We start from the raw sequence: 17709 nt of genomic DNA on the forward strand, positions 1-17709 counted from the left end.
GACGGTCGGGGCGGCCGGGGGCGGCCCGCGCCGGCATGATGGGCCGGTGGACCGTACCGAACGGGCGGCGCTGGCCGCCGAGACCGACCGGCTCGTCGCCGAGGGCCGGTACGGGCCGGTGCCGACCGCCACCCTGCACCTGCCCGACGAGCCGCTGCCCGAACCCGGCCCGGCGGGACCGTCCACGGTGGAGGTGACCGACGAGACGAGCCTCGCCGCCACCCGCCGGCTCGCCGGCACCGCCGACGGCCGGGTCGCCTGCCTCAACTTCGCCTCCGCGAAGAAACCCGGCGGCGGGTACGCCACCGGCGCGCACGCCCAGGAGGAGAGCCTGGCCCGGTCCTCCGCCCTGGCCGCCAGCCTGCGGACGGCGCCGGAGTTCTACGCGTACCACCGGGCCCGGCCGGACCCGGTCTACTCCGACCGGGTCATCCACTCCCCCGACGTTGCGGTGTTCCGGGACGACTCGGGGCGGCTGATCGCCCCGTACCGGGTGGCCTTCCTGACCGCGGCGGCGCCGAACGCCGGCGCGCTGCGCGAGCCGGTCGACCTGCCCGGGGCGCTGCGACGCCGCGCCGGGCGGGTGCTCGGGGTGGCGCTGGCGCACGGCGACCGGCGGCTGGTGCTCGGGGCCTGGGGATGCGGGGTGTTCCGCAACGACCCACGCCAGGTCGCCGCCGCCTTCGCCGACCTGCTCGGGCCCGGCCGCCCGTACGCGGGCCGGTTCGACCTGGTGGTGTTCGCGGTGCCGGATGCGACGAACCGGGGCACCTTCGCCGCGGCGTTCGGCTGACCGGTCAGCGGTCGATCGGCGGCCGGGTCCGGGCCCGCTTCAGCTCGAAGAACCCGTCGGTCCCGGCGACCAGCACCACCCCGTCCCAGAGCCGGCCGGCATCCTCGCCGCGCGGGATCGGCGCGACCACCGGCCCGAAGAACGCGGTGCGCCGGCCGGCGTCGTCGGTGACGTGGATGGTCGGGGTGCCGAGGTCCTCGCCCACCGGTTCCAGGCCGGCGTGGTGGCTGGCCAGCAGCGCATCGTCGTACGCGGTGGAGTCGGCCGCTTCGGCCAGCTCCACAGGCAGCCCCACCTCGGCCAGCGCCGCCCGGTAGAGGTCGGGCCCGATCGGCGCCCGATCGTGGTGGATCCGGTTGCCCAGCGCGGTGTAGAGGTCCCGCAGCACCTCCGGGCCGGCCTTCATCTCCGCCGCCACCGCCACCCGCACCGGGCCCATGCCCGGCTTCAACCACTCCCGGTACCACTCCTCCAACCCCTCGCGGCCCTCGTTGAGCACGCTGAGGCTCATCACGTGGAAGCGCACCTCGACCACGCGGACCCGTTCCACCTCCAGCAGCCAGCGGGAGGCGTTCCAGGCCCAGGGGCAGCGCGGGTCGAACCACATGTCGGCCGTCGTCATCGTCGTTCCGGTCCTTCCAGGATTGTCGTCGTCCTCCGATCCTGGCCGGTGGACCGGCCCAGCGTGAGGGCCGATTTCCGGGTGATCGGCTGGGCCAATAGGCGACCGGCACGCCGAAGGCCGCCGACCGGCTGCGGCAGCACGGTCGGCTGAGCGCGGTGTGCCGGTCGCCGACGGCGGGTGCCCGGGCTGAGGTGGTCACCCGGTCCGCCGGTTCAGCGCCGGATGTCCGGATCGGGTCGGGTGGTCGTCGCCCGGATGTCCGGTCTGACCTGCGGTGTCGGGTGGGCGGGGCCGGCCCGGTGGTGGAATGGTCGGCGGGCCGGGGTCGTTATACATGGCAGACCGCGGTGGCCCCCGGCCCGGACGGTGAACCGGAGAGTCAGGCCCGGCGGAATGCCGGCCCACCCCGGTTGGTTACATCCCCCGGCACCACCCCGAGCAGGCCCCCGGGCCGAGGCCCGTGGAATGCGGGACCACCCGGGTTGGTTACATCCCCCGGCACCATGGCCCCCGGGCCTGTGGAATGCGCAGCCCGCCGGGACGGTTACATCCCCCCGGACACCCCGAGCAGAGCCCCTTTGTGCGGCCGCCGGGCAGATCCCCTTCCTTTGACTTCCCTCTCACGCGCCGCCGTCTCCCCCGACGACGGTTGCGTTTCCCCCGATCGAAAGGTGCACCCTCATGCGTACCGATCTGATCCGCAAGACCGCCCTGACCGCTGCCGGCCTCGCCGCCACCGCCGGTGGGATCGCCGGCCCGGCCCTCGCCGCGCACGCCGCCCCCACCCAGGGCACCACCGCCTCCGTGCAGGCCGACCGTAAGTCGCACGGCGAGCGGGAGCTCAACGTGCGCTACCAGGCCCAGCCGAACTTCTACTACTGCGGCCCCGCCGCCACCCGCAACGCCCTCTCCGTGCAGGGCAAGAACATCGACGTCGACGCCATGGCCAAGGAAATGGGCACCACCGAGGACGGCACCAACAGCATCAACGACATCACCCCCGTCCTGAACAAGGAAACCGGCAAGAAGGTCTACCGGTCGGTGGAGATCCGCGACAACAAGGCCGACCGCAAGCAGACCGACAAGCTGCGCACCGACATCGTCCGCACCATCGACGACGGCCGCGCCGTGGTCGCCAACATCGCCGGCACCACCACCGACACCGACGGCACCACCCACTCCTTCGAAGGCGGGCACTACATCAGCGTCGTGGGCTACACCGACAACGGCAAGACCGTCACCATCGCCGACTCGGCCAACCCCGACCAGGCCTCCTACCGAATCAGCGTCGACAACCTCGCCGACTGGATCGCCACCCGCGGCTACTCCGCCGCCTCCTGACCCACCAACACCACCGACAAGGGCCGGCCCCACCCGGGGCCGGCCCTTTCGTCGTACCCGAAACGGTGCACCGGCAGCCGTCGCCGGGCCGGCCGACCGCGTGCGCCGGCTGCCGCTCTGCGCACCCGACCGGTGCGGCAGGATGGGTGCCGTGGCGAAACGTGGGGCCCGCCGGAGCGCGGCCGACGACCAGGACCGGCCCTGCCCGTGTGGCTCCGGCCTGCCGTACGCCGACTGCTGCGGCCCGGTGCACCGCGGCGAGGGCACGGCCGGGACGGCCGAGGCGCTGATGCGCTCCAGGTTCAGCGCCTTCGCCGTCGGTGACGCCGGGTACCTGCTGCGCAGCTGGCACTCCGCCACCCGGCCGGCCCGGCTGCGGCTGGACCCGGGCGAGCAGTGGACCCGCCTGGAGATCGTCGACACCGACCGGGGTGGCCTGTTCGACAGCACCGGCACGGTCGAGTTCCGCGCCCACTACCGCGAGGCCGGCCGGCCGGGGACGCTGCACGAGCGCAGCCGCTTCGTCCGGGAGGACGGGCACTGGGTCTACCTCGACGCCCTGCCCGACTGAGCCGGCGCGACCTGCTCGCCCGCCGTGGCGCGGCGGGTTAACATGGCGTCGGCGCCGTCCCGCGCCTCACCTCCTTACCGGTGCTCACGCCACCGGCGTCGCGGAGGCAAAGGAGACGTCGAGTCTTCGGGGCGCCCTGCCACATGCCCGGGCAACGGCGGGTCGACGGGAGCGTGAGTCCCCACGACCGCGCCGTCGACAGGGAGCATGTGATGACGCGCCAGAAATCCTTCAAGTCCCGGGTCCGCACCCGGATGGACAAGACCGGCGAGAGCTACACGGCGGCCCGCCGGCACTTGATGGCCGGCACCGTTGCGGCTGAACCGTCGGCCGCGGCGCCCGCCGAATCCACTCCCCCGGCCCCCGGATCGGGGGCGGCACAGGCCGACCGGATCTCCGCGGCGTTGCTCCGTGAGCGCACCGGCCGCGGCTGGGACGAGTGGTTCGCCCTGCTGGACGAGTGGGGCGCGGTGCAGCGTACGCACACCGAGACGGCTCGCTGGCTGGTGACCGCCCACGAGGTGCCGGGCTGGTGGGCGCAGACCGTCACTGTCGGGTACGAGCAGGCGCGTGGCCTGCGCGCCCCCGGGCAGCGGCGCGGCGGCGGCTGGGAGGCGAGCGGCAGCCGTACGGTCGCCGTGCCGGTGGACCGGCTGTTCGAGGCGTTCAGCGACGACGGGCTGCGCCGGCGGTGGCTGCCCGACGTGGCGATCCGGATACGCACGGCCACCCGGCCGAAGACCTTCCGCGCCGACTGGGAGGGCGGCCCGACCCGGATCGTGGTCGGCTTCGCGCCCAAGGGCGACACGAAGGCCACGGTGGCCGTGGTGCACGAGAAGCTCACCGACGCCGAGCAGGCGGCCGAGCTCAAGGCGTACTGGCGGGAACGGCTGGCCGCGCTCAAGGAGTTGCTGGAGTCCGGCGAGGCCGGGCGCTGAGCAGCACGACCTCCGTGCACCTGCTGGGCTGACCGCCGGCCCGGTGGCGGTCGTCCCCGTCACCGGGCCGGCCCGGTCAGCCGAAGGCCACCCGCTCCAGCCAGAAGTCGAGCAGCTTCGCGTCCCCGATCACCTCGACGCCCGCCGTGTCGACGGGAAGCCGGCCGTAGACCAGCAGCAGCAGATTGGTCAGCGGCCCGCGTACGGCCACGGCGGCCTTCTCGTGCGCCCGCCGCCAGGCGATCAGGTCGCCGGTGAGGTGCACCACCCACTCGGCGCCCAGCTCGGCCGGCGTGTCGGTCGCGTGCAGGTGCAGCGTCCGGCCCGGGCCGAGCAGCTCCCGGCGGTGCGGGTAAAAGTCGAACATCTGCGGCAGCGCGCCCAGCTCCATCCACTCGTCGAGGGCGTCGACGGCGACCTCCGGCGGGACCGCCACGTCGACGTCGAGGGCGAGCGCGGCGTCGGCCCGGTGCACGAGCGTCTCGTGGGCGAACCGGCGCGCGAAGAACGCCGGGCTCCCCTCCCCGAGCGGGGTCCACACCCGCGCCGCCGGGCCGGCGTCGCGCAGCGCCCCGGCCAGCTCGGCGGCTGCCTCGACCAGCCACGGCCCGACCACCGCCGGGTCCTCGTCGGCGTACGGCGACAGGTCACGGAAGTGGCTGTCCGACGGTGGCGTGGACGGTCGGGTGCGGACGATCTCCGCGGCCCACCGCTGCCCGCCACCGAGGTGCCGCACCAACTGGCCCACGTTCCACCCCGGGCAGGAGGGGACGGCGACGGTCAGGTCGGCGCCGTCGAGATGCGACCGGAGCAGGTCGCTCTGCTGCACGATCTCGGCGCACCAACGGTCGTAGCTCACACCGGTCATCCGGCCACGCTAACCGCCGGCACCGACACGAGCCGCCCGCCGGGCCGTGCACCCCGCCCGCTTTCCCGAGGCACCCGGCGGGTCGCGGACACCGCCCTTTCCGCCCGGCCGAAGACGCCCGCCGGCCGTGGACGCCGTCCCGCCTACCGCCGGGCGGTGGACCCCGTCCGCTTCCCTCGTGGCTGCGGGCGCGCCCGCCAGGTCACCCGGCCGGGCCGGACGATTCACGTCGGCCTGCCGCTGCGGCCGGCCACCGGCTCCCGCCCCAAACCGCCACGGCGACCGCCGCGGGAGGCCAGCAGCACGACGGCCACCAGCAGGTACGGCACGGCGGCCACCACGAAGGCGGCCCGGTTGCCGCCCACTGCGGCGACCAGGGCGTACCCGCCGTAGACGGCGATGATGGTCAGGTCGGTGGCCATGCCGGCGACCGAGGTGACGGTGGCCCGTCCCGGCCCGGTGATGCGCGCCTGGAGCCGGGCGTCGGCCAGCACCGTGGCCAGTTGGAAGGCGCAGAACGCGACACCGACCAGCACGAACCCCGCCGGGTGGCGCAGTCCCGCCCCGGCGGCGAGCGCGACGGCGGCCACGGTCAGCAGCGCGGCGTAGCCCCGGGTGCCCAGCCGTTCGGCCGGCGCCGCGAGCAGGCCGCCCACGGTCACCCCGGCCCAGACGAGCAGGAGCAGCAGCGGCACGGTCGACTCGGCGACGCCGGTGTCCCGGGCCAGCAGCGGCGTGTACTCGTCGAGGGCGCCCCACACGGCGGCCACCGCCGGGACCAGCAGCAGCGCCCCGCGTACCCGTGGGTCGGCCCGGGCCTCGGCGAGGCCGGCGCGCAGGGTCGCCGCCCAGCCCAGGTCGTCGCCCTCCTCCGCCGGCTCCGACGCGGCCGACCGGGCCGGACGGTGTTCGGGGAAGCGGGTGGCGACGGCGGCGGCGAGCAGGGTGGCCAGCACGCTCGCCGCGCCGACGGCCGGGTAGCCACCGACGGCGAGCACCGGGCCGGCCAAACCGATCGAGGCCAGCACGCCGAGCACGGCCGCGGTACGCGCCCGGCCCATGGTGCGGGCGTAGCGGCCGGCCGCGCCGAGGCGGTCGAGTTCGGTGAAGACCAGCGCCTCCAGAGCGCCGGAGCCGAGCGCGCCGCCGGCTCCCCAGAGGACGAAGCCGAGGGCGAACGCCGGGTAGGACGGGGCCAGCACCCACAGGGCATAGCCGGCGCCGGCGAGCAGCGGCGCGAGGCAGAGCAGCAGCCGGCGGGAGACCGCGTCGGCCCAGGCGCCGGAGGGCACCTCGAGCAGGATGCTGGTCGCCGACCAGACGACGAAGAGCGAGGAGATCTGGCCGATCGACAGGCCGGTGTCGCTGAACAGCAGCGCGTACACCGGGAAGAGCAGGACGAAATCCTGGAGGAACGCGAACCCGTAGAGGGTGGCCGCCAGGCGACGGACGCCGGGCGGTGCTGCGGTGGTGACGATCATGAGGGCCTTTCCACGGGACCGGACGGACGCGGGACGTGCGGCGTCCGGGGTGGTCCGCGGTTGCGGCCCTCAGTTACGGATCAACATCGCCAGGTCATGGGCCGATGCTAGCGGCCCTCGGTGGGCCTGGCGATCCCGTTTCGCGGGCGGAGACACGAACCGGGGTGGGACCCGTGCGGGTCCCACCCCGGTCGGTGGTCGTGCGGTCAGCGGCGCGTCGGGCCGCCGTCGACCGGCGGGATGACCATGGTGGCCTCGCTGTCGGCCGTCGCCTGCCGGGGCGGGGTGGCCGGCCGGGTCGCCTCCGACCCGCTGTACGGGCCGGCCGGCTGGGTCAGGTCCGTCTCGTCGTAGCGGGACACCGCCTGGGTCCGGTCCGCGTCGGCGTCGCGAGGCACCACCTGGGTCCGGTCGGCGTCGTCGTCCCGGGGCACCGGCTGGGTCTGCTCCGACTCACCGTACGGGGTGACCGGCGTGGCGAGGTGGGCCTGCACGTCCCGCTTGCCGGCCTGGTACGCCCGGGCGTGCGTCGCGATGAGCCGCGACTCCTCCTCGGCGCGGCTGAGCCAGGACTCCCAGCGACTCTGCATCGGCCGGACCAGGCCGCCGCCGACCCCGACGACCAGAATGCCGCCGACGGTGGCGAGGACGGCGATCAGCACCGGAGTGGTGATGGCGGTGGCGACGCCGATCTGGTTGAGCGCGGCGATGATGCCCAGGCCGAGGATGAACACCGAGGCGATGTTGGCCAGCACCCGGCCGTAGGACAGGCCGCCCAGGGCGCTGCTGATGATGTCCTTGACGGCGTTGGCGATGGCCGCGGCGACCACCACGATGACGATCGCGACGAAGGCGCGCGGCAGCCAGGCGATGACGCCGGCGATCAGGTCGGAGATCGGGTTCGGACCCCAGATGCCGAAGGCCAGTTGCAGGGTGACCAGCAGGATCCCGTAGTAGGCCAGCTTGGCGACGATGTCGCTGGCGTCGTACTTGGACCGGGCGAGCGCGGTCTTGATGCCACCCCGCTCGACGGCCTTGTCGAAGTGCACCCGCTCCAGGACCTTGTCCACGATCTTCAGTACGGCCTTGGCGATCAGCCAGCCCACCACGAGGATCGCCACGAAGGCGACCGCCTTGGGCAGGAAAAGCATCACCGCGCGGAGGGCGTCACCCACCGCGTCGCCGAAGTTGTCTTTCATAGCTGCCCTCCACACGGAACATCAGGTCGTCGGCACCGACCTACCCGAACCGGCCCGTGGGGAAACTTTCACGCACCGCGGCAGGCGTAGCCCACCTCCGCGCGGGCCTGATGCGGCGACGGGGAGACGATGTTGACGGTGGCCGTCTCGGTGGTCCTGCCGACCCCGTTGAACGCCCACTTCAACGACAGCGTGACGATGCGCTGGCCCCAGCCGACCCGCTCGCTGAGCAGGGCACCGGGCGGGGAGCCGGAGCGCAGCCACTGGTACTCGATCACGCCGCTGCGGCCGTTGGTCCGCACGGTGGCGACCACGTCGACGGTGACGTCGCACCGATCCCCGGCCGGCTGCGGCACCGCCACGGTCACCTCCCCGATCTCCAACGGGTCGAGCCGCTGCCACAGGTAGAAGCCGACGACGGCGACCAGCGCCACGGTGAGCAGGCCGGAGAGCACCGCCACCACCCGCCGCCAGAGGGGCCGTCGGCGGCGCGGCGGGGACGCCGTCGGCCAGGCCGGCGCGGCGGGCGGCGTCGCGGGCACGCCGGGCCCGAACCGCACCTCACCGCCCGCCCCGGTCGGTCCGGCCGGCGAGGGTACGCCCCGACCCGTGGCCAGCGTGGCCGCGCTCGCCGCGCTGGTCGCCGTCCCGCCGGTGCGGGCGGTGCTGGCGTAAGTCGCCTCGGTCGCGCCGAGCCGCACGGTCGAGTCGAGCGCGCCGGCGTCCACCGCCGGCCCGGTCGCGCCGAGGTGTGCGGTCCGGTCGGCGGCGCCGAGGTGCACGGTGGCGTCCGTGCCGCCGAGGCGCGCGGTCTGGTCCACGGCGCCGAGGTGCACGGTTGCGTCCGTGCCGCCGAGGTGCACGGTCCGGTCGGTGGCTCCCAGGTGGACGGTCTCGTTTACGGCGTCGCGCGGGCTGCCGTGGCCCCCGCCGCCCAGGTGCACCGTCCGATCCGCCGATCCGAGCTGGACCGTCTCGTCGGCGGCCCCGAGCTGCACCGTCCGGTCCAGGCTCACCCTCCGGTCCAGGTTGACGGTCTGGTCCAGGTTGACGGTCCGGTCCAGGTTCACGGTCCGGTCCAGATTCACGGTGCCGTCCAGGTCGACGGTCCGGTCGGCCGGGCCGGGACGCCCGGTCGCGGCCAGATGGACGGTGGGCTCGTCGTCGCCGGGCGGCGTCGCGCCCCGCTCCCCCGGCCTGGTCATCGGAGGTCACCTTTCGTCGGGAACTGTCGCACCGGCCGGCTCCTAGCCGGGGGTGCAGTACGAGGAGAGCGACACGTACACCGGCCCGGCCGGGTCGGCGGCGTTGCCGGCGACGTCGACGGCGACCACCTGGATCGGGATGCGGGTGCTGGACTTCGGCGCCGGCAGGTCACCGAGGGTGCCCCGGTAGACGCCCCGCCCGACGTGGGTCATGCCGATGGCGCGGGTGACGCCGCCGAGGGTGTAGCGGAAGCTCACCCGCAGGTCCTCGGCGCTGGTCCGGTCGTCGCTGGCGGTCGCGGTGACCGTGCTCGACCGGTTGCCGTAGGGGCAGCTTCCGGGTTCCAGGAGGGTGGGGCTGGCGTCGAGCTTCCCGACGAGGGGTGCCGTGCCGTCCGGTGGCGGCGGCGGGCTGGTCGACGCGCGGGGCGTCGGGCTCGCGCTGCGGGACCGGGTGGGCGTCGCGGTGGCCGACCGGGTCGGCACCGCCGTGGCGGTGGCCGACGCCGAGGCCGTCGGGGTCGGGCTGGGCGACACGGCGTCGATGGCGGGCGCGGCGGCCAACGGGCTGGGGCCGAGCGAGGTGAGCGCGGAGGCGCGCGGCGCGGCCGAGCCGTCGGCGAGGGTCAGCGCCGGCGCGTGCCGGGCGGCGTAGCTGAGGCCGGCGCCGCCGAGCAGCAGAGCGGCGACGAGGCCGGCCCCGAGCAGCACGGCCCGGCCGGTCCCGCGCCGGAAGGCCGGCCCCGTCTCGCCGAACGTGGTGCTGGCCAGGCTGGTGGCGCCGGCGGTGCCGTCGGGGAACGGGAAGAGCGCGGCAAGCAGCGCAGCCCGGCGGGCCAGCTCGGCCAGGCCCCGCTCCTCCCAGTCCGCGCCGTAGGCGTCCGCGGCGGTGCGTTCCAGCTCGGCGAGGAAGACCTCCGCCGGCTGCGGCCGGTCGGCGGGCTGCTTGGCCATGCCGTGGCGGAGCAGGTCGTGCACGGGTGGCGGTGCCGCCTCGGTGGGGATCGGCGCCTGCGCGTGCTGGGTCCGCAGGGTGATCAGATCCCGCCCGTCGTACGGGGGGCGGCCGGTGAGGCACTCGTAGAAGGTGGCGGTGGCGGCGTAGATGTCGCAGGCCGGGCTGGCCGGCGCGCCGGTCCACTGTTCGGGGGCCATGTAGCGGGGGGTGCCGCTGACCGAGCCGCCGCCGTCCCGGCCGACCGGTACGGCGATGCCGAAGTCGGCCAGTTTGCTCTGCCCGTCGAGGTCGACCAGCACGTTCTCGGGCTTGTAGTCGCGGTGCACGACGCCCCGGGCGTGGGCGGCGGCCAGCCCGGCGAGGGAGCCCTTGAGCACGCAGAGGGCCGCCTCGGGCTCGGTGGGGCCGTGGGCGCGCAGCATCTGTCGCAGGGACACCCCGTTGACCAGCTCCATCACGATGGCGGCGCCGTGCGGGGACTCGACGTACTCGTAGAGCCGGGAGATGTGCGGGTCGTCCACCTCGACGAGCAGCTGGGCCTCGTCGCGGAACGCGGTGCGGGTCGGGTCGTCGTCCACCGCCCTGGTCAGGTACTTGATGGCGACGGGGGTGCCGCTGGCGTCGTGGGTGGCCAGCAGGACGCGGCCGGAGGCGCCGGCGCCGAGCTGCCGCACCGGCGTGTAGCCGGACAGCTGCCAGTCCGCGCTCACGCGGCGGCCTCCCCGGCCTGCGGGGAGCGGTCACGGGTCAGGGCCACACTGATCATTCTCGTCCCGGAGGGCATCCGGTCCATCGGCGCAACGGTTGCTCCACCGCGTCCGGACGTCCGTGATGATGGATGGGTTTCGGTCAGAGCACTTGACGCGGGCCGTTCAGCGGTGCCCTTCCCGGCGGTGGCCGTCGCCGGGGACGCTCGGCACCGCCTCCGCCGCGTCGATCTGCTCCCCGGCGCCGCGGGCCAGCTTGTCGAAGAACCGGAGCAGTTCCACCGGGAACGGCATGACCAGGGTGCTGTTCTTCTCGGCCGCCACGTCCACCACCGTCTGCAACAGCCGCAGCTGGTAGGCGCCGGGGGTGTCGGCCATCGCCCGGGAGGCGTCGGCGAGCCGGCGGGACGCCTGGAACTCGCCGTCGGCGGCGATCACCCGGGCCCGGCGTTCGCGTTCCGCCTCGGCCTGCCGCGACATGGACCGCTTCATCCCCTCCGGCAGGGAGACGTCCTTGACCTCGACCCGTTCGATGAGCAGTCCCCACGGCTTCTCGGTGGGCGCGTCGATCACCGCCTTCAACTCGGCGTTGATCCGGTCCCGGTCCCGCAGCAGGGTGTCGAGGTCGGCCTTGCCGATCACCGACCGCAGCGCGGTCTGGGCCACCTGGAGCACCGCCGATGGGTAGTCCCGCACGTTGACCAGCACCTTCACCGGGTCGACCACCCGGTAGTAGACGACCGCGTCGACGGTCAGGGTGACGTTGTCCCGGGTGATGACGCCCTGCGCGGGCACCCCGATCACCGTGGTCTGCATGCTGACCCGGACCATCCGGTCGGCGACCGGGATGATCAGGTGGAGACCGGGCTGCCGGATGCGGTCCAGCACCCGGCCGAAGCGGAAGACGACACCGCGCTGGTACTGCTGCACCATCCGTACGCTGAGCGCGAGCAGCAGCACGACGAGCGCGACGACGATGACCAGAGCGACGAACCCGGCGGCGGCTCCCATGACCCCCTCGTTCCCGGAGGCGCCCGCCTCCGGCGCCGCGCATACCCGATTCGGCGGGCGCCAGTCCTGCGCCGCGACCGTCGAGCACCGGGCGGGCCGCACCCGCCCGGTGGCGGATGCGGCCCGGTCGATGTGGAGTGCCCCGAGCCCGCCCTCGTCATCGTGGATCTGCACGTGGTGGTGACCTGTGCGCCGTGCGCCGTGCCCGGTGCCCGGGTGCGGGGCTGCCTGGTGATCCGGGGAGTCGAACCCCCGCGCTGCCCTCCGCGCGCCAGAAGGGGTGACCAGCTTGCAGCCGGTCGGGTGTGCACGCCTCCGCGACGACTACCTGCTCCACATCGCCCGCCTAGTCGCGCAGGTCGGCCTCCCAGTTGGTGCGCTGGATCAGCACGTCCAGCTCGCGCAGCTCCCGGGCCAGGCCGTCGGCGCGGCCGCGCAGGTCGGCCACCGGCAGCGCGGCGAGCATCTTCAGCTCCGACCGGAGCTGGCGTACCGCGTGGCCGCGCCCGCTGCCGGCGGCGGCGTCGGCCGCGGCGGTGACGGCGGCGTGCCGCATCCGGAGTACGTCCCGGCGCGCCAGCGCGTCGGTCAGGGTGCCCACCCCGGGCACCTCGACGGCGGCGTTGGTGCGGTTGATCCGGCGGATCAGCGTCTCCAGCCGGCCGAGCACCTCGTCCAGTTCGTCGAGGAGCGCCCCGGCGTCCTCGGCGGGCGTCTCACCCTCCTGGAACCGGGCGTTGGCCGTGATCCGGCCGCGCAGCTGCTCGAACCGGCGGGTCGCGTCGGCGCGGTCCGCCAGCGCCTCACCGAGCTTCACGTCGTACCTCCCCCGTCGACCGGACCAGCAGGATAGATGATCTAGCTAGCGTGCGCGGACCGGTTTTCCTGCGCTGGGCGAACGGTGCCCGGCCGGGCCGCCGACGGCCGACCGATTGGCGGAACGGGCGCTGGTCTGCGGGGACGGGCACTAGCGTGAGGTCGGAAGGGGAGCTACAGGCTGGTGGCCGTCGAGCGACCGCCAGGACATCTGGGGAGTTGATGTCGAGGTGGCGAAGTTCCTGTTGAAGTCGACCTACACCATCGAGGGGCTCAAGGGGCTGGTCAACGACGGTGGCACCAAGCGCGCCGAGGTCGTCCGGAAGATGATCGAGGAGGCCGGCGGGCGGATGGAGTCGATGCACTTCGCCTTCGCCGAGGACGACACCTACGTGTTGTGTGAGCTGCCTGACCAGAAGACGGCAACCGGACTGGCGGTCGCCATCGGCGCGACAGGCAGCGTAAGCGTCCGGATCACCCCGGTGCTGACTCCCGCCGAGGTCGACGAGGTGACCCGGATGGAGTCCACGTACACGCCCCCGGGTCGGTGACCGGCGGAGAATGAGCTAGTCGGCACCCACGGACCGGTTCTCCGGCGGTACGAGGTCGGGCGCGACGTCGGCGATCCGCTGCCGCATCGACCTGCGGCCCAGGGCGGCCAGCGCCTCGTCGACGAGCCGGCTCAACGGGTACGACAGCTCCGCCTCGAATCGGCGGGCGGCGGCCGTGGTGGCGGCCGATTCGGCGTCCAGCACGGGCAGCAGCGACTCGGCCCTCGGGGTGAGATGGGCGATGCGCTGCCGGGCGTCCGCGCCGGGGCTGAGCGTGACCAGGCCCGCCTTTGCCAGCTGCGCGACGGTCTGGCTGGCGGCGGAGTGGGTCACCCCGGTCGCCTCGGCCAGGGCGCGGATCGACGCGGGGCCGCTAGCCGCCAACGCCCGGATCACCGGGGTGAACCGCGGCCGGAACCCGGGCAGTCCGAGGTCGGCGTAGACGGCGGCGACCTCCCCGTCGAGCAGGTCGAGCAGATGGCGCAGCCGGGTGCCGAGGAGTTCGGGGCCGGGCGGTCGGGCGGGCATGTGGGCTAATGTAACAGCGCTGTTGCATCCAGTCCCCCGGGGAGGCCCACGCATGGACGAGCGCTATCCGCCGATCGAGCCGTACGACCACGGCATGCTCGACGTCGGCGACGGCAACGCCGTGTACTGGGAGGTCTGCGGCAATCCCGACGGCAAGCCCGCGCTCGTCGTGCACGGCGGACCGGGCTCGGGGTGCGGCACCACCGTCCGCCGGTTCTTCGACCCCGCGCGGTACCGGATCGTGCTGTTCGACCAGCGCGGGTGCGGGCGCAGCACCCCGCACGCCAGCGACCCGGCCACCGACCTGCGGCACAACACCACCCACCACCTGGTCGCCGACATGGAACGCCTGCGCGAGCACGTGGGCGTGCGGCGCTGGCTGCTGTACGGCGGGTCGTGGGGTTCGACCCTCATCCTGGCGTACGCGCAGCGGCACCCCGAGCGGGTCTCCGAGATCGTCATCAGCGCGGTCACCAGCACCCGCCGCTCGGAGATCGACTGGCTCTACCGGGGCGTCGGCCGGTACTTCCCCCAGCAGTGGGACCGCTTCCTCGCCGGCGCGCCCGGCACACCACGCGACGGCGACGTCGTCGGCGCGTACGCCCGGCTGATGGCCGACCCGGACCCGGCGGTACGCGAGCGCGCCACGGTCGACTGGTGCGCCTGGGAGGACGCGGTCGTCTCCGGAGAGGCGGCCGTGACCAACCCGTACAGCGACCGCCCCTCGGCGGCCCGGACGGCCATGGTCCGGATCTGCTCGCACTACTTCGCCCACGGCGCCTGGCTGGAGGAGGGCGCCCTGCTGCGCGACGCGCACCGGCTCGCCGGCATCCCCGGGGTGCTGATCCACGGCCGGCTCGACCTGGGCAGCCCGCTGGACACCGCCTGGCAGCTGCACCGGGCCTGGCCGGACTCCGAGCTGATCGTCCTCGAGCAGGCGGGGCACTTCGGCACCGACGAGACCCGGGGCCACGTCGTGCGCGCCCTCGACCGCTTCGCCACGGCCGGCTGACGCCGCCGGGCCCGCGCCACGGCTCCACTCCCCGACGGCCTCCGCGCGCCGCGCCGCGCCGGGCGGCCCGCCGCAACGCCACGTCCGATCGCCGCCAGCGATCGGCGCCGCCCACGCGCAGAGTCGGGTACGGCCGGGTGGACCGTACCCGGGCCGTGGGCGTTCGCGAAGGGCAGGACGATGCACGTCGTACCCGATCTGAAGGTGCTCTACTTCGGCACCCCGGTGGTGTTGATCAGCTCCCGGAACCCGGACGGGAGCGCCAACCTCGCGCCGATGTCGTCGGCGTGGTGGCTGGGCCGGTCGGCAATGCTCGGCCTGGGCGACAGCGGCCAGACGACGGCCAACCTGCGGCGCGAGGGCGAGTGCGTGCTGAACCTGCCGTCCTCGGCGCTGGCCGACGCGGTGGACCGGATCGCGCTGACCACCGGCCGGCCGGACGTGCCGGAGCACAAGGCCGCCCAGGGCTACCGGTACGAGCCGGACAAGTTCGCCCTCGCCGGGCTGACCCGCCAGCCGTCGGACCTGGTCGCCCCGCCCCGGGTGGCGCAGTGCCCGATCCAGTTGGAGTGCCGGGTGGTCGCCTCGTACCCGTTCGGCGGGACGCCGTCGCACGCCACCGCCTTTCAGGTGGAGGTGCTGCGCGCGCACGTCGAGGAGGACCTGGTCATCCCGGGCACGTCGTACGTGGACCCGCTGGGCTGGGATCCGCTGATCATGAAGTTCTGCGAGTTCTTCGGCGGTGGGCGCAACGTGCACCCGTCCCGGCTGGCTGAGGGCTGGCGGATGCCGCACGCGGGCCGGGTCGTGGCCTCGACGTCCTAACCTGGCGTCGTGACACGCTCCGGGCCCGACGAGCGGGCCTGGAGCCCGATGCCGGTCCGACCCCACCGCCGGCCCAGCGGCACCCTCCTCGGCCTGCTCGGCGTCGGGTCGATCCTGTGTTGCCTGCCGGTCGCCCTCGGCGGGTCGATCCGGCTCGCCTCGCACGAGGTCGCCCGACGGATCGGCGTCGTCCCGATGCTGGTGCTGCTCTTCGCGGCGCTCTGGGCCGGTGGGGTGGCGTACCGGCGGTGGCGGACGTGGACGCGCCGCCGGGTGCTGCGCTGGGGCGAGGGGGCCGGCTGGTCGCCGGTGATCGGGCGAACGGTCTGGCCGTGGACCTCGGGGCAGTTCCGCCCCGACCGGGTGAGCGTCGGGTATGCCCTGACCCGGGACCTCGGCGGGTACCCGGTGACGGTCGGCGAGGTCGCCTGGACGCACGACGGTCTGGCCGGCGCGGACCGGGTCGAGGGCAGGGGTCACTTCGCGATCCTGCGACTGCCGCGCCCCTACCCCACCACGGCCGTGCAGCGCCGCCGGACGATCGCCGCGGCCCGGGCGGGCGAGGACGAGTTCGTCCGCCGATACCGGATCGTCCTGCGCGACACGGACCTCGCCGACCGGCTCGTCGCCCCGGCGCTGCACGCCGCGCATGTGACCGGGTTGGTGCCACCCTGGACGGTCATCGGCGACGAGCTGTACACCGTGGTCACCGATCGCCGTCCACTGACGCCGCGGCGGGTGGCGGAGCGGGTCGACGAACTGCTGCGGATCGCCGACCTGCTGGGACTGGGCGAGCCCGCCTGACGCCGCCGGGGCGCCCGTCCTGGCACATCGGATCGACGCGGGCCTCTAGCGCCCGGGCCGCTCATGGCAATATCCTCCACTTCGCGCGCGCACTTTGGAGTTCTCTTTCATCGCTGCCCCCTGGGCCACCGCCGGCCCGCCGAGGAGATGCCATGCACTTCGACCACCCTGAACTCGACCGTCGTACCCTGCTGCGGGCCGGTCTGGGCGCGGCCGCCGTCGCGGTCGTCGGGTCCGAACTGGCCTTTCCGGTCGCCGCGCAGGCCGATCCCGGCGCGGACCTCGACTGGATCTACAGCTGCGACGAGTGGGGCGCCCGCCCGCCGGCCGACCCGCTGGTGATCAGCGCCATCCCCACCAACAAGATCATCGTGCACCACATGGCGTTCCCCAACGTCACGGACTACTCCGAGGCGCAGGCGATCAAGCTCGCCCGGGACTGCCAGAACCTGCACATGGACGGCAACCGCTGGTCCGACACCGGCCAGCACTTCACCATCAGCCGCGGTGGCTACGTGATGGAGGGGCGGCACGGCAGCCTGGAGCGGCTCCAGGCCGGCGACCGGCAGATGGTCTCGGCGCACTGCCCCGGCGAGAACGGCCGGGCGATCGGCATCGAGAACGAGGGCACCTACGTCACCGACACCCCGCCGGACGAGCTGCTCGACTCGCTGGTGAAGCTCTGCACCACCATCTGCCGCCAGTACGGCCTGCACGCCCACGACATCTTCGGCCACTGGGACTTCCGCACCACCCTCTGCCCCGGCGCGACGTTCTACCGGCTCTTCCCCGACGTGCGCCGCCGGGTGTTCAAGAAGCTCGGCACCGACCTCGCCGACGTGCCGGCCCGCCGCTGGCCCGACCTGTGGCGCTTCGTCGGCTCCCCGTCCGTCCGGGTCGCGCAGTACCTGTTGGCGTACCGCGGCTACGCCGTCACGCCGAACAGCGCCTTCGACGCCGCCACCGTGGCGGCCGTGCAGGACTGGCAGGCCCGCAACGGCATCCCGGTCGACATCGACGCCACCATCACCGGCCCCACCTGGGAGACCCTGGCGCCGGAGCTGGAGAAGGACGCGACCGGCCTGCCGGTCCAGGCGGTGCAGTTCATCCTCAACTGGAAGGGCTACGCCGACGTCGCCGTCACCGGCGAGTACGACCACGCGACGAAACTGGCCGTCCAGGACATCCAGCAGCTGCACGGGCTGCCGGACAACGGGAAGGTCAGCACCAGCACGTGGTGCGCGCTGGTCGGCGGGGTGGTGCGCCAGTCGTTCCGCCAGGACTGAGTACGCGACCGGGCCCGGTGGGGCGGTCGGCTAGACGCCTCACCGGCCCCCGTCGGCGGGACCGGTGACGACGGCCGGCCAGCTCCGCGCGTCCGCTCTGACCCCCGCCGAGTTCGAGCCGGCACTCCTGCACAGGCCGGGCGCCGCAGCCCTCACAGTCCGCTCGGCGTGCCGCCGTCAGTGCCGACGG

Annotated in this window: 18 protein-coding genes; 9 read left to right on the forward strand and 9 right to left on the reverse strand. The window is 74.1% G+C overall.

Going from position 1 to position 17709, the window contains the following annotated elements; all coding sequences use genetic code 11:
• Positions 1 to 46 precede the first annotated feature (46 nt).
• Positions 47 to 793, forward strand: a complete 747-nt coding sequence (locus ACTWM8_RS15510; protein WP_446209631.1) for a TIGR02452 family protein — start codon at positions 47 to 49, stop codon at positions 791 to 793.
• A 4-nt stretch (positions 794 to 797) separates the two neighbouring features.
• Here ACTWM8_RS15510 and ACTWM8_RS15515 read toward each other — a convergent pair whose 3' ends face one another.
• On the reverse strand, positions 798 to 1415 hold the full coding sequence (locus ACTWM8_RS15515; RefSeq protein WP_446209632.1) for a mycothiol-dependent nitroreductase Rv2466c family protein: 618 nt from the start codon (positions 1413 to 1415) through the stop codon (positions 798 to 800).
• A 684-nt stretch (positions 1416 to 2099) separates the two neighbouring features.
• Between ACTWM8_RS15515 and ACTWM8_RS15520 the strand changes: the two genes are divergently transcribed.
• The 3 genes from ACTWM8_RS15520 (at position 2100) to ACTWM8_RS15530 (ending at position 4268) form a co-directional block, all read left to right on the forward strand.
• On the forward strand, positions 2100 to 2759 hold the full coding sequence (locus tag ACTWM8_RS15520) for a C39 family peptidase (protein WP_446209633.1): 660 nt from the start codon (positions 2100 to 2102) through the stop codon (positions 2757 to 2759).
• Between the two features lie 151 nt (positions 2760 to 2910).
• Entirely contained in the window at positions 2911 to 3330 is a 420-nt protein-coding gene (locus ACTWM8_RS15525) for a YchJ family protein (RefSeq protein WP_446209634.1), read from the forward strand.
• Between the two features lie 212 nt (positions 3331 to 3542).
• A complete protein-coding gene (locus ACTWM8_RS15530) occupies positions 3543 to 4268 on the forward strand; it encodes a hypothetical protein (protein ID WP_446209635.1) in 726 nt (241 codons plus the stop codon).
• A gap of 76 nt (positions 4269 to 4344) precedes the next feature.
• Here ACTWM8_RS15530 and ACTWM8_RS15535 read toward each other — a convergent pair whose 3' ends face one another.
• The 7 genes from ACTWM8_RS15535 to ACTWM8_RS15565 form a co-directional block, all read right to left on the reverse strand.
• Entirely contained in the window at positions 4345 to 5136 is a 792-nt protein-coding gene (locus tag ACTWM8_RS15535; protein WP_446209636.1) for a maleylpyruvate isomerase family mycothiol-dependent enzyme, read from the reverse strand.
• Positions 5137 to 5360: 224 nt separating this feature from the next.
• Positions 5361 to 6617 carry an MFS transporter gene (locus ACTWM8_RS15540; protein WP_446209637.1) on the reverse strand — a complete coding sequence of 419 codons (1257 nt, stop codon included), beginning with the start codon at positions 6615 to 6617 and terminating at the stop codon, positions 5361 to 5363.
• A 206-nt stretch (positions 6618 to 6823) separates the two neighbouring features.
• Positions 6824 to 7816, reverse strand: a complete 993-nt coding sequence (locus ACTWM8_RS15545; RefSeq protein ID WP_446209638.1) for a mechanosensitive ion channel family protein — start codon at positions 7814 to 7816, stop codon at positions 6824 to 6826.
• A 68-nt stretch (positions 7817 to 7884) separates the two neighbouring features.
• Complete coding sequence (locus tag ACTWM8_RS15550; RefSeq protein WP_446209639.1) at positions 7885 to 9021, reverse strand: hypothetical protein; 1137 nt, start codon at positions 9019 to 9021, stop codon at positions 7885 to 7887.
• Positions 9022 to 9063: 42 nt separating this feature from the next.
• Positions 9064 to 10689 carry a serine/threonine-protein kinase gene (locus ACTWM8_RS15555; RefSeq protein ID WP_446209640.1) on the reverse strand — a complete coding sequence of 542 codons (1626 nt, stop codon included), beginning with the start codon at positions 10687 to 10689 and terminating at the stop codon, positions 9064 to 9066.
• A 162-nt stretch (positions 10690 to 10851) separates the two neighbouring features.
• Positions 10852 to 11697, reverse strand: a complete 846-nt coding sequence (locus ACTWM8_RS15560) for an SPFH domain-containing protein (protein ID WP_446209641.1) — start codon at positions 11695 to 11697, stop codon at positions 10852 to 10854.
• 346 nt (positions 11698 to 12043) lie between these two features.
• Positions 12044 to 12514, reverse strand: coding sequence for a DIP1984 family protein (locus ACTWM8_RS15565; RefSeq protein ID WP_446209642.1), 471 nt, complete (start codon positions 12512 to 12514; stop codon positions 12044 to 12046).
• Between the two features lie 229 nt (positions 12515 to 12743).
• Here ACTWM8_RS15565 and ACTWM8_RS15570 point away from each other — a divergent pair, with 229 nt between their 5' ends.
• Complete coding sequence (locus tag ACTWM8_RS15570; protein ID WP_446209643.1) at positions 12744 to 13064, forward strand: GYD domain-containing protein; 321 nt, start codon at positions 12744 to 12746, stop codon at positions 13062 to 13064.
• Positions 13065 to 13079: 15 nt separating this feature from the next.
• Here the strand turns inward: ACTWM8_RS15570 and ACTWM8_RS15575 are convergent, their stop codons facing one another.
• Positions 13080 to 13592: a MarR family winged helix-turn-helix transcriptional regulator gene (locus tag ACTWM8_RS15575; RefSeq protein WP_446209644.1), complete on the reverse strand. Its 513-nt coding sequence runs from the start codon at positions 13590 to 13592 to the stop codon at positions 13080 to 13082.
• Between the two features lie 52 nt (positions 13593 to 13644).
• Between ACTWM8_RS15575 and pip the strand changes: the two genes are divergently transcribed.
• From pip to ACTWM8_RS15595, 4 genes are all read left to right on the forward strand, one after another.
• Positions 13645 to 14604: a prolyl aminopeptidase gene (gene pip, locus ACTWM8_RS15580; RefSeq protein WP_446209645.1), complete on the forward strand. Its 960-nt coding sequence runs from the start codon at positions 13645 to 13647 to the stop codon at positions 14602 to 14604.
• Positions 14605 to 14784: 180 nt separating this feature from the next.
• A complete protein-coding gene (locus ACTWM8_RS15585) occupies positions 14785 to 15429 on the forward strand; it encodes a flavin reductase family protein (RefSeq protein WP_446209646.1) in 645 nt (214 codons plus the stop codon).
• 9 nt (positions 15430 to 15438) lie between these two features.
• Positions 15439 to 16233 (forward strand): hypothetical protein, encoded by a 795-nt coding sequence (locus tag ACTWM8_RS15590; RefSeq protein WP_446209647.1) that lies wholly within the window; start codon positions 15439 to 15441, stop codon positions 16231 to 16233.
• 152 nt (positions 16234 to 16385) lie between these two features.
• A complete protein-coding gene (locus ACTWM8_RS15595) occupies positions 16386 to 17519 on the forward strand; it encodes a peptidoglycan recognition protein family protein (protein WP_446209648.1) in 1134 nt (377 codons plus the stop codon).
• Positions 17520 to 17709: the final 190 nt, after the last annotated feature.

The organism is Micromonospora sp. IBSANI012 (assembly GCF_052814045.1).

What these genes read in the sequence shown, in the direction of transcription:
- ACTWM8_RS15560 (WP_446209641.1), bottom strand. Translation starts at nt 11,697, where the DNA reads ATGGGAGCCGCCGCCGGGTTCGTCGCTCTGGTCATCGTCGTCGCGCTC.
- ACTWM8_RS15530 (WP_446209635.1), top strand. Translation starts at nt 3,543, where the DNA reads ATGACGCGCCAGAAATCCTTCAAGTCCCGGGTCCGCACCCGGATGGAC.
- ACTWM8_RS15520 (WP_446209633.1), top strand. Translation starts at nt 2,100, where the DNA reads ATGCGTACCGATCTGATCCGCAAGACCGCCCTGACCGCTGCCGGCCTC.
- ACTWM8_RS15595 (WP_446209648.1), top strand. Translation starts at nt 16,386, where the DNA reads ATGCACTTCGACCACCCTGAACTCGACCGTCGTACCCTGCTGCGGGCC.
- ACTWM8_RS15540 (WP_446209637.1), bottom strand. Translation starts at nt 6,617, where the DNA reads ATGATCGTCACCACCGCAGCACCGCCCGGCGTCCGTCGCCTGGCGGCC.
- ACTWM8_RS15585 (WP_446209646.1), top strand. Translation starts at nt 14,785, where the DNA reads ATGCACGTCGTACCCGATCTGAAGGTGCTCTACTTCGGCACCCCGGTG.
- pip (WP_446209645.1), top strand. Translation starts at nt 13,645, where the DNA reads ATGGACGAGCGCTATCCGCCGATCGAGCCGTACGACCACGGCATGCTC.
- ACTWM8_RS15575 (WP_446209644.1), bottom strand. Translation starts at nt 13,592, where the DNA reads ATGCCCGCCCGACCGCCCGGCCCCGAACTCCTCGGCACCCGGCTGCGC.
- ACTWM8_RS15535 (WP_446209636.1), bottom strand. Translation starts at nt 5,136, where the DNA reads ATGACCGGTGTGAGCTACGACCGTTGGTGCGCCGAGATCGTGCAGCAG.
- ACTWM8_RS15515 (WP_446209632.1), bottom strand. Translation starts at nt 1,415, where the DNA reads ATGACGACGGCCGACATGTGGTTCGACCCGCGCTGCCCCTGGGCCTGG.
- ACTWM8_RS15550 (WP_446209639.1), bottom strand. Translation starts at nt 9,021, where the DNA reads ATGACCAGGCCGGGGGAGCGGGGCGCGACGCCGCCCGGCGACGACGAG.
- ACTWM8_RS15545 (WP_446209638.1), bottom strand. Translation starts at nt 7,816, where the DNA reads ATGAAAGACAACTTCGGCGACGCGGTGGGTGACGCCCTCCGCGCGGTG.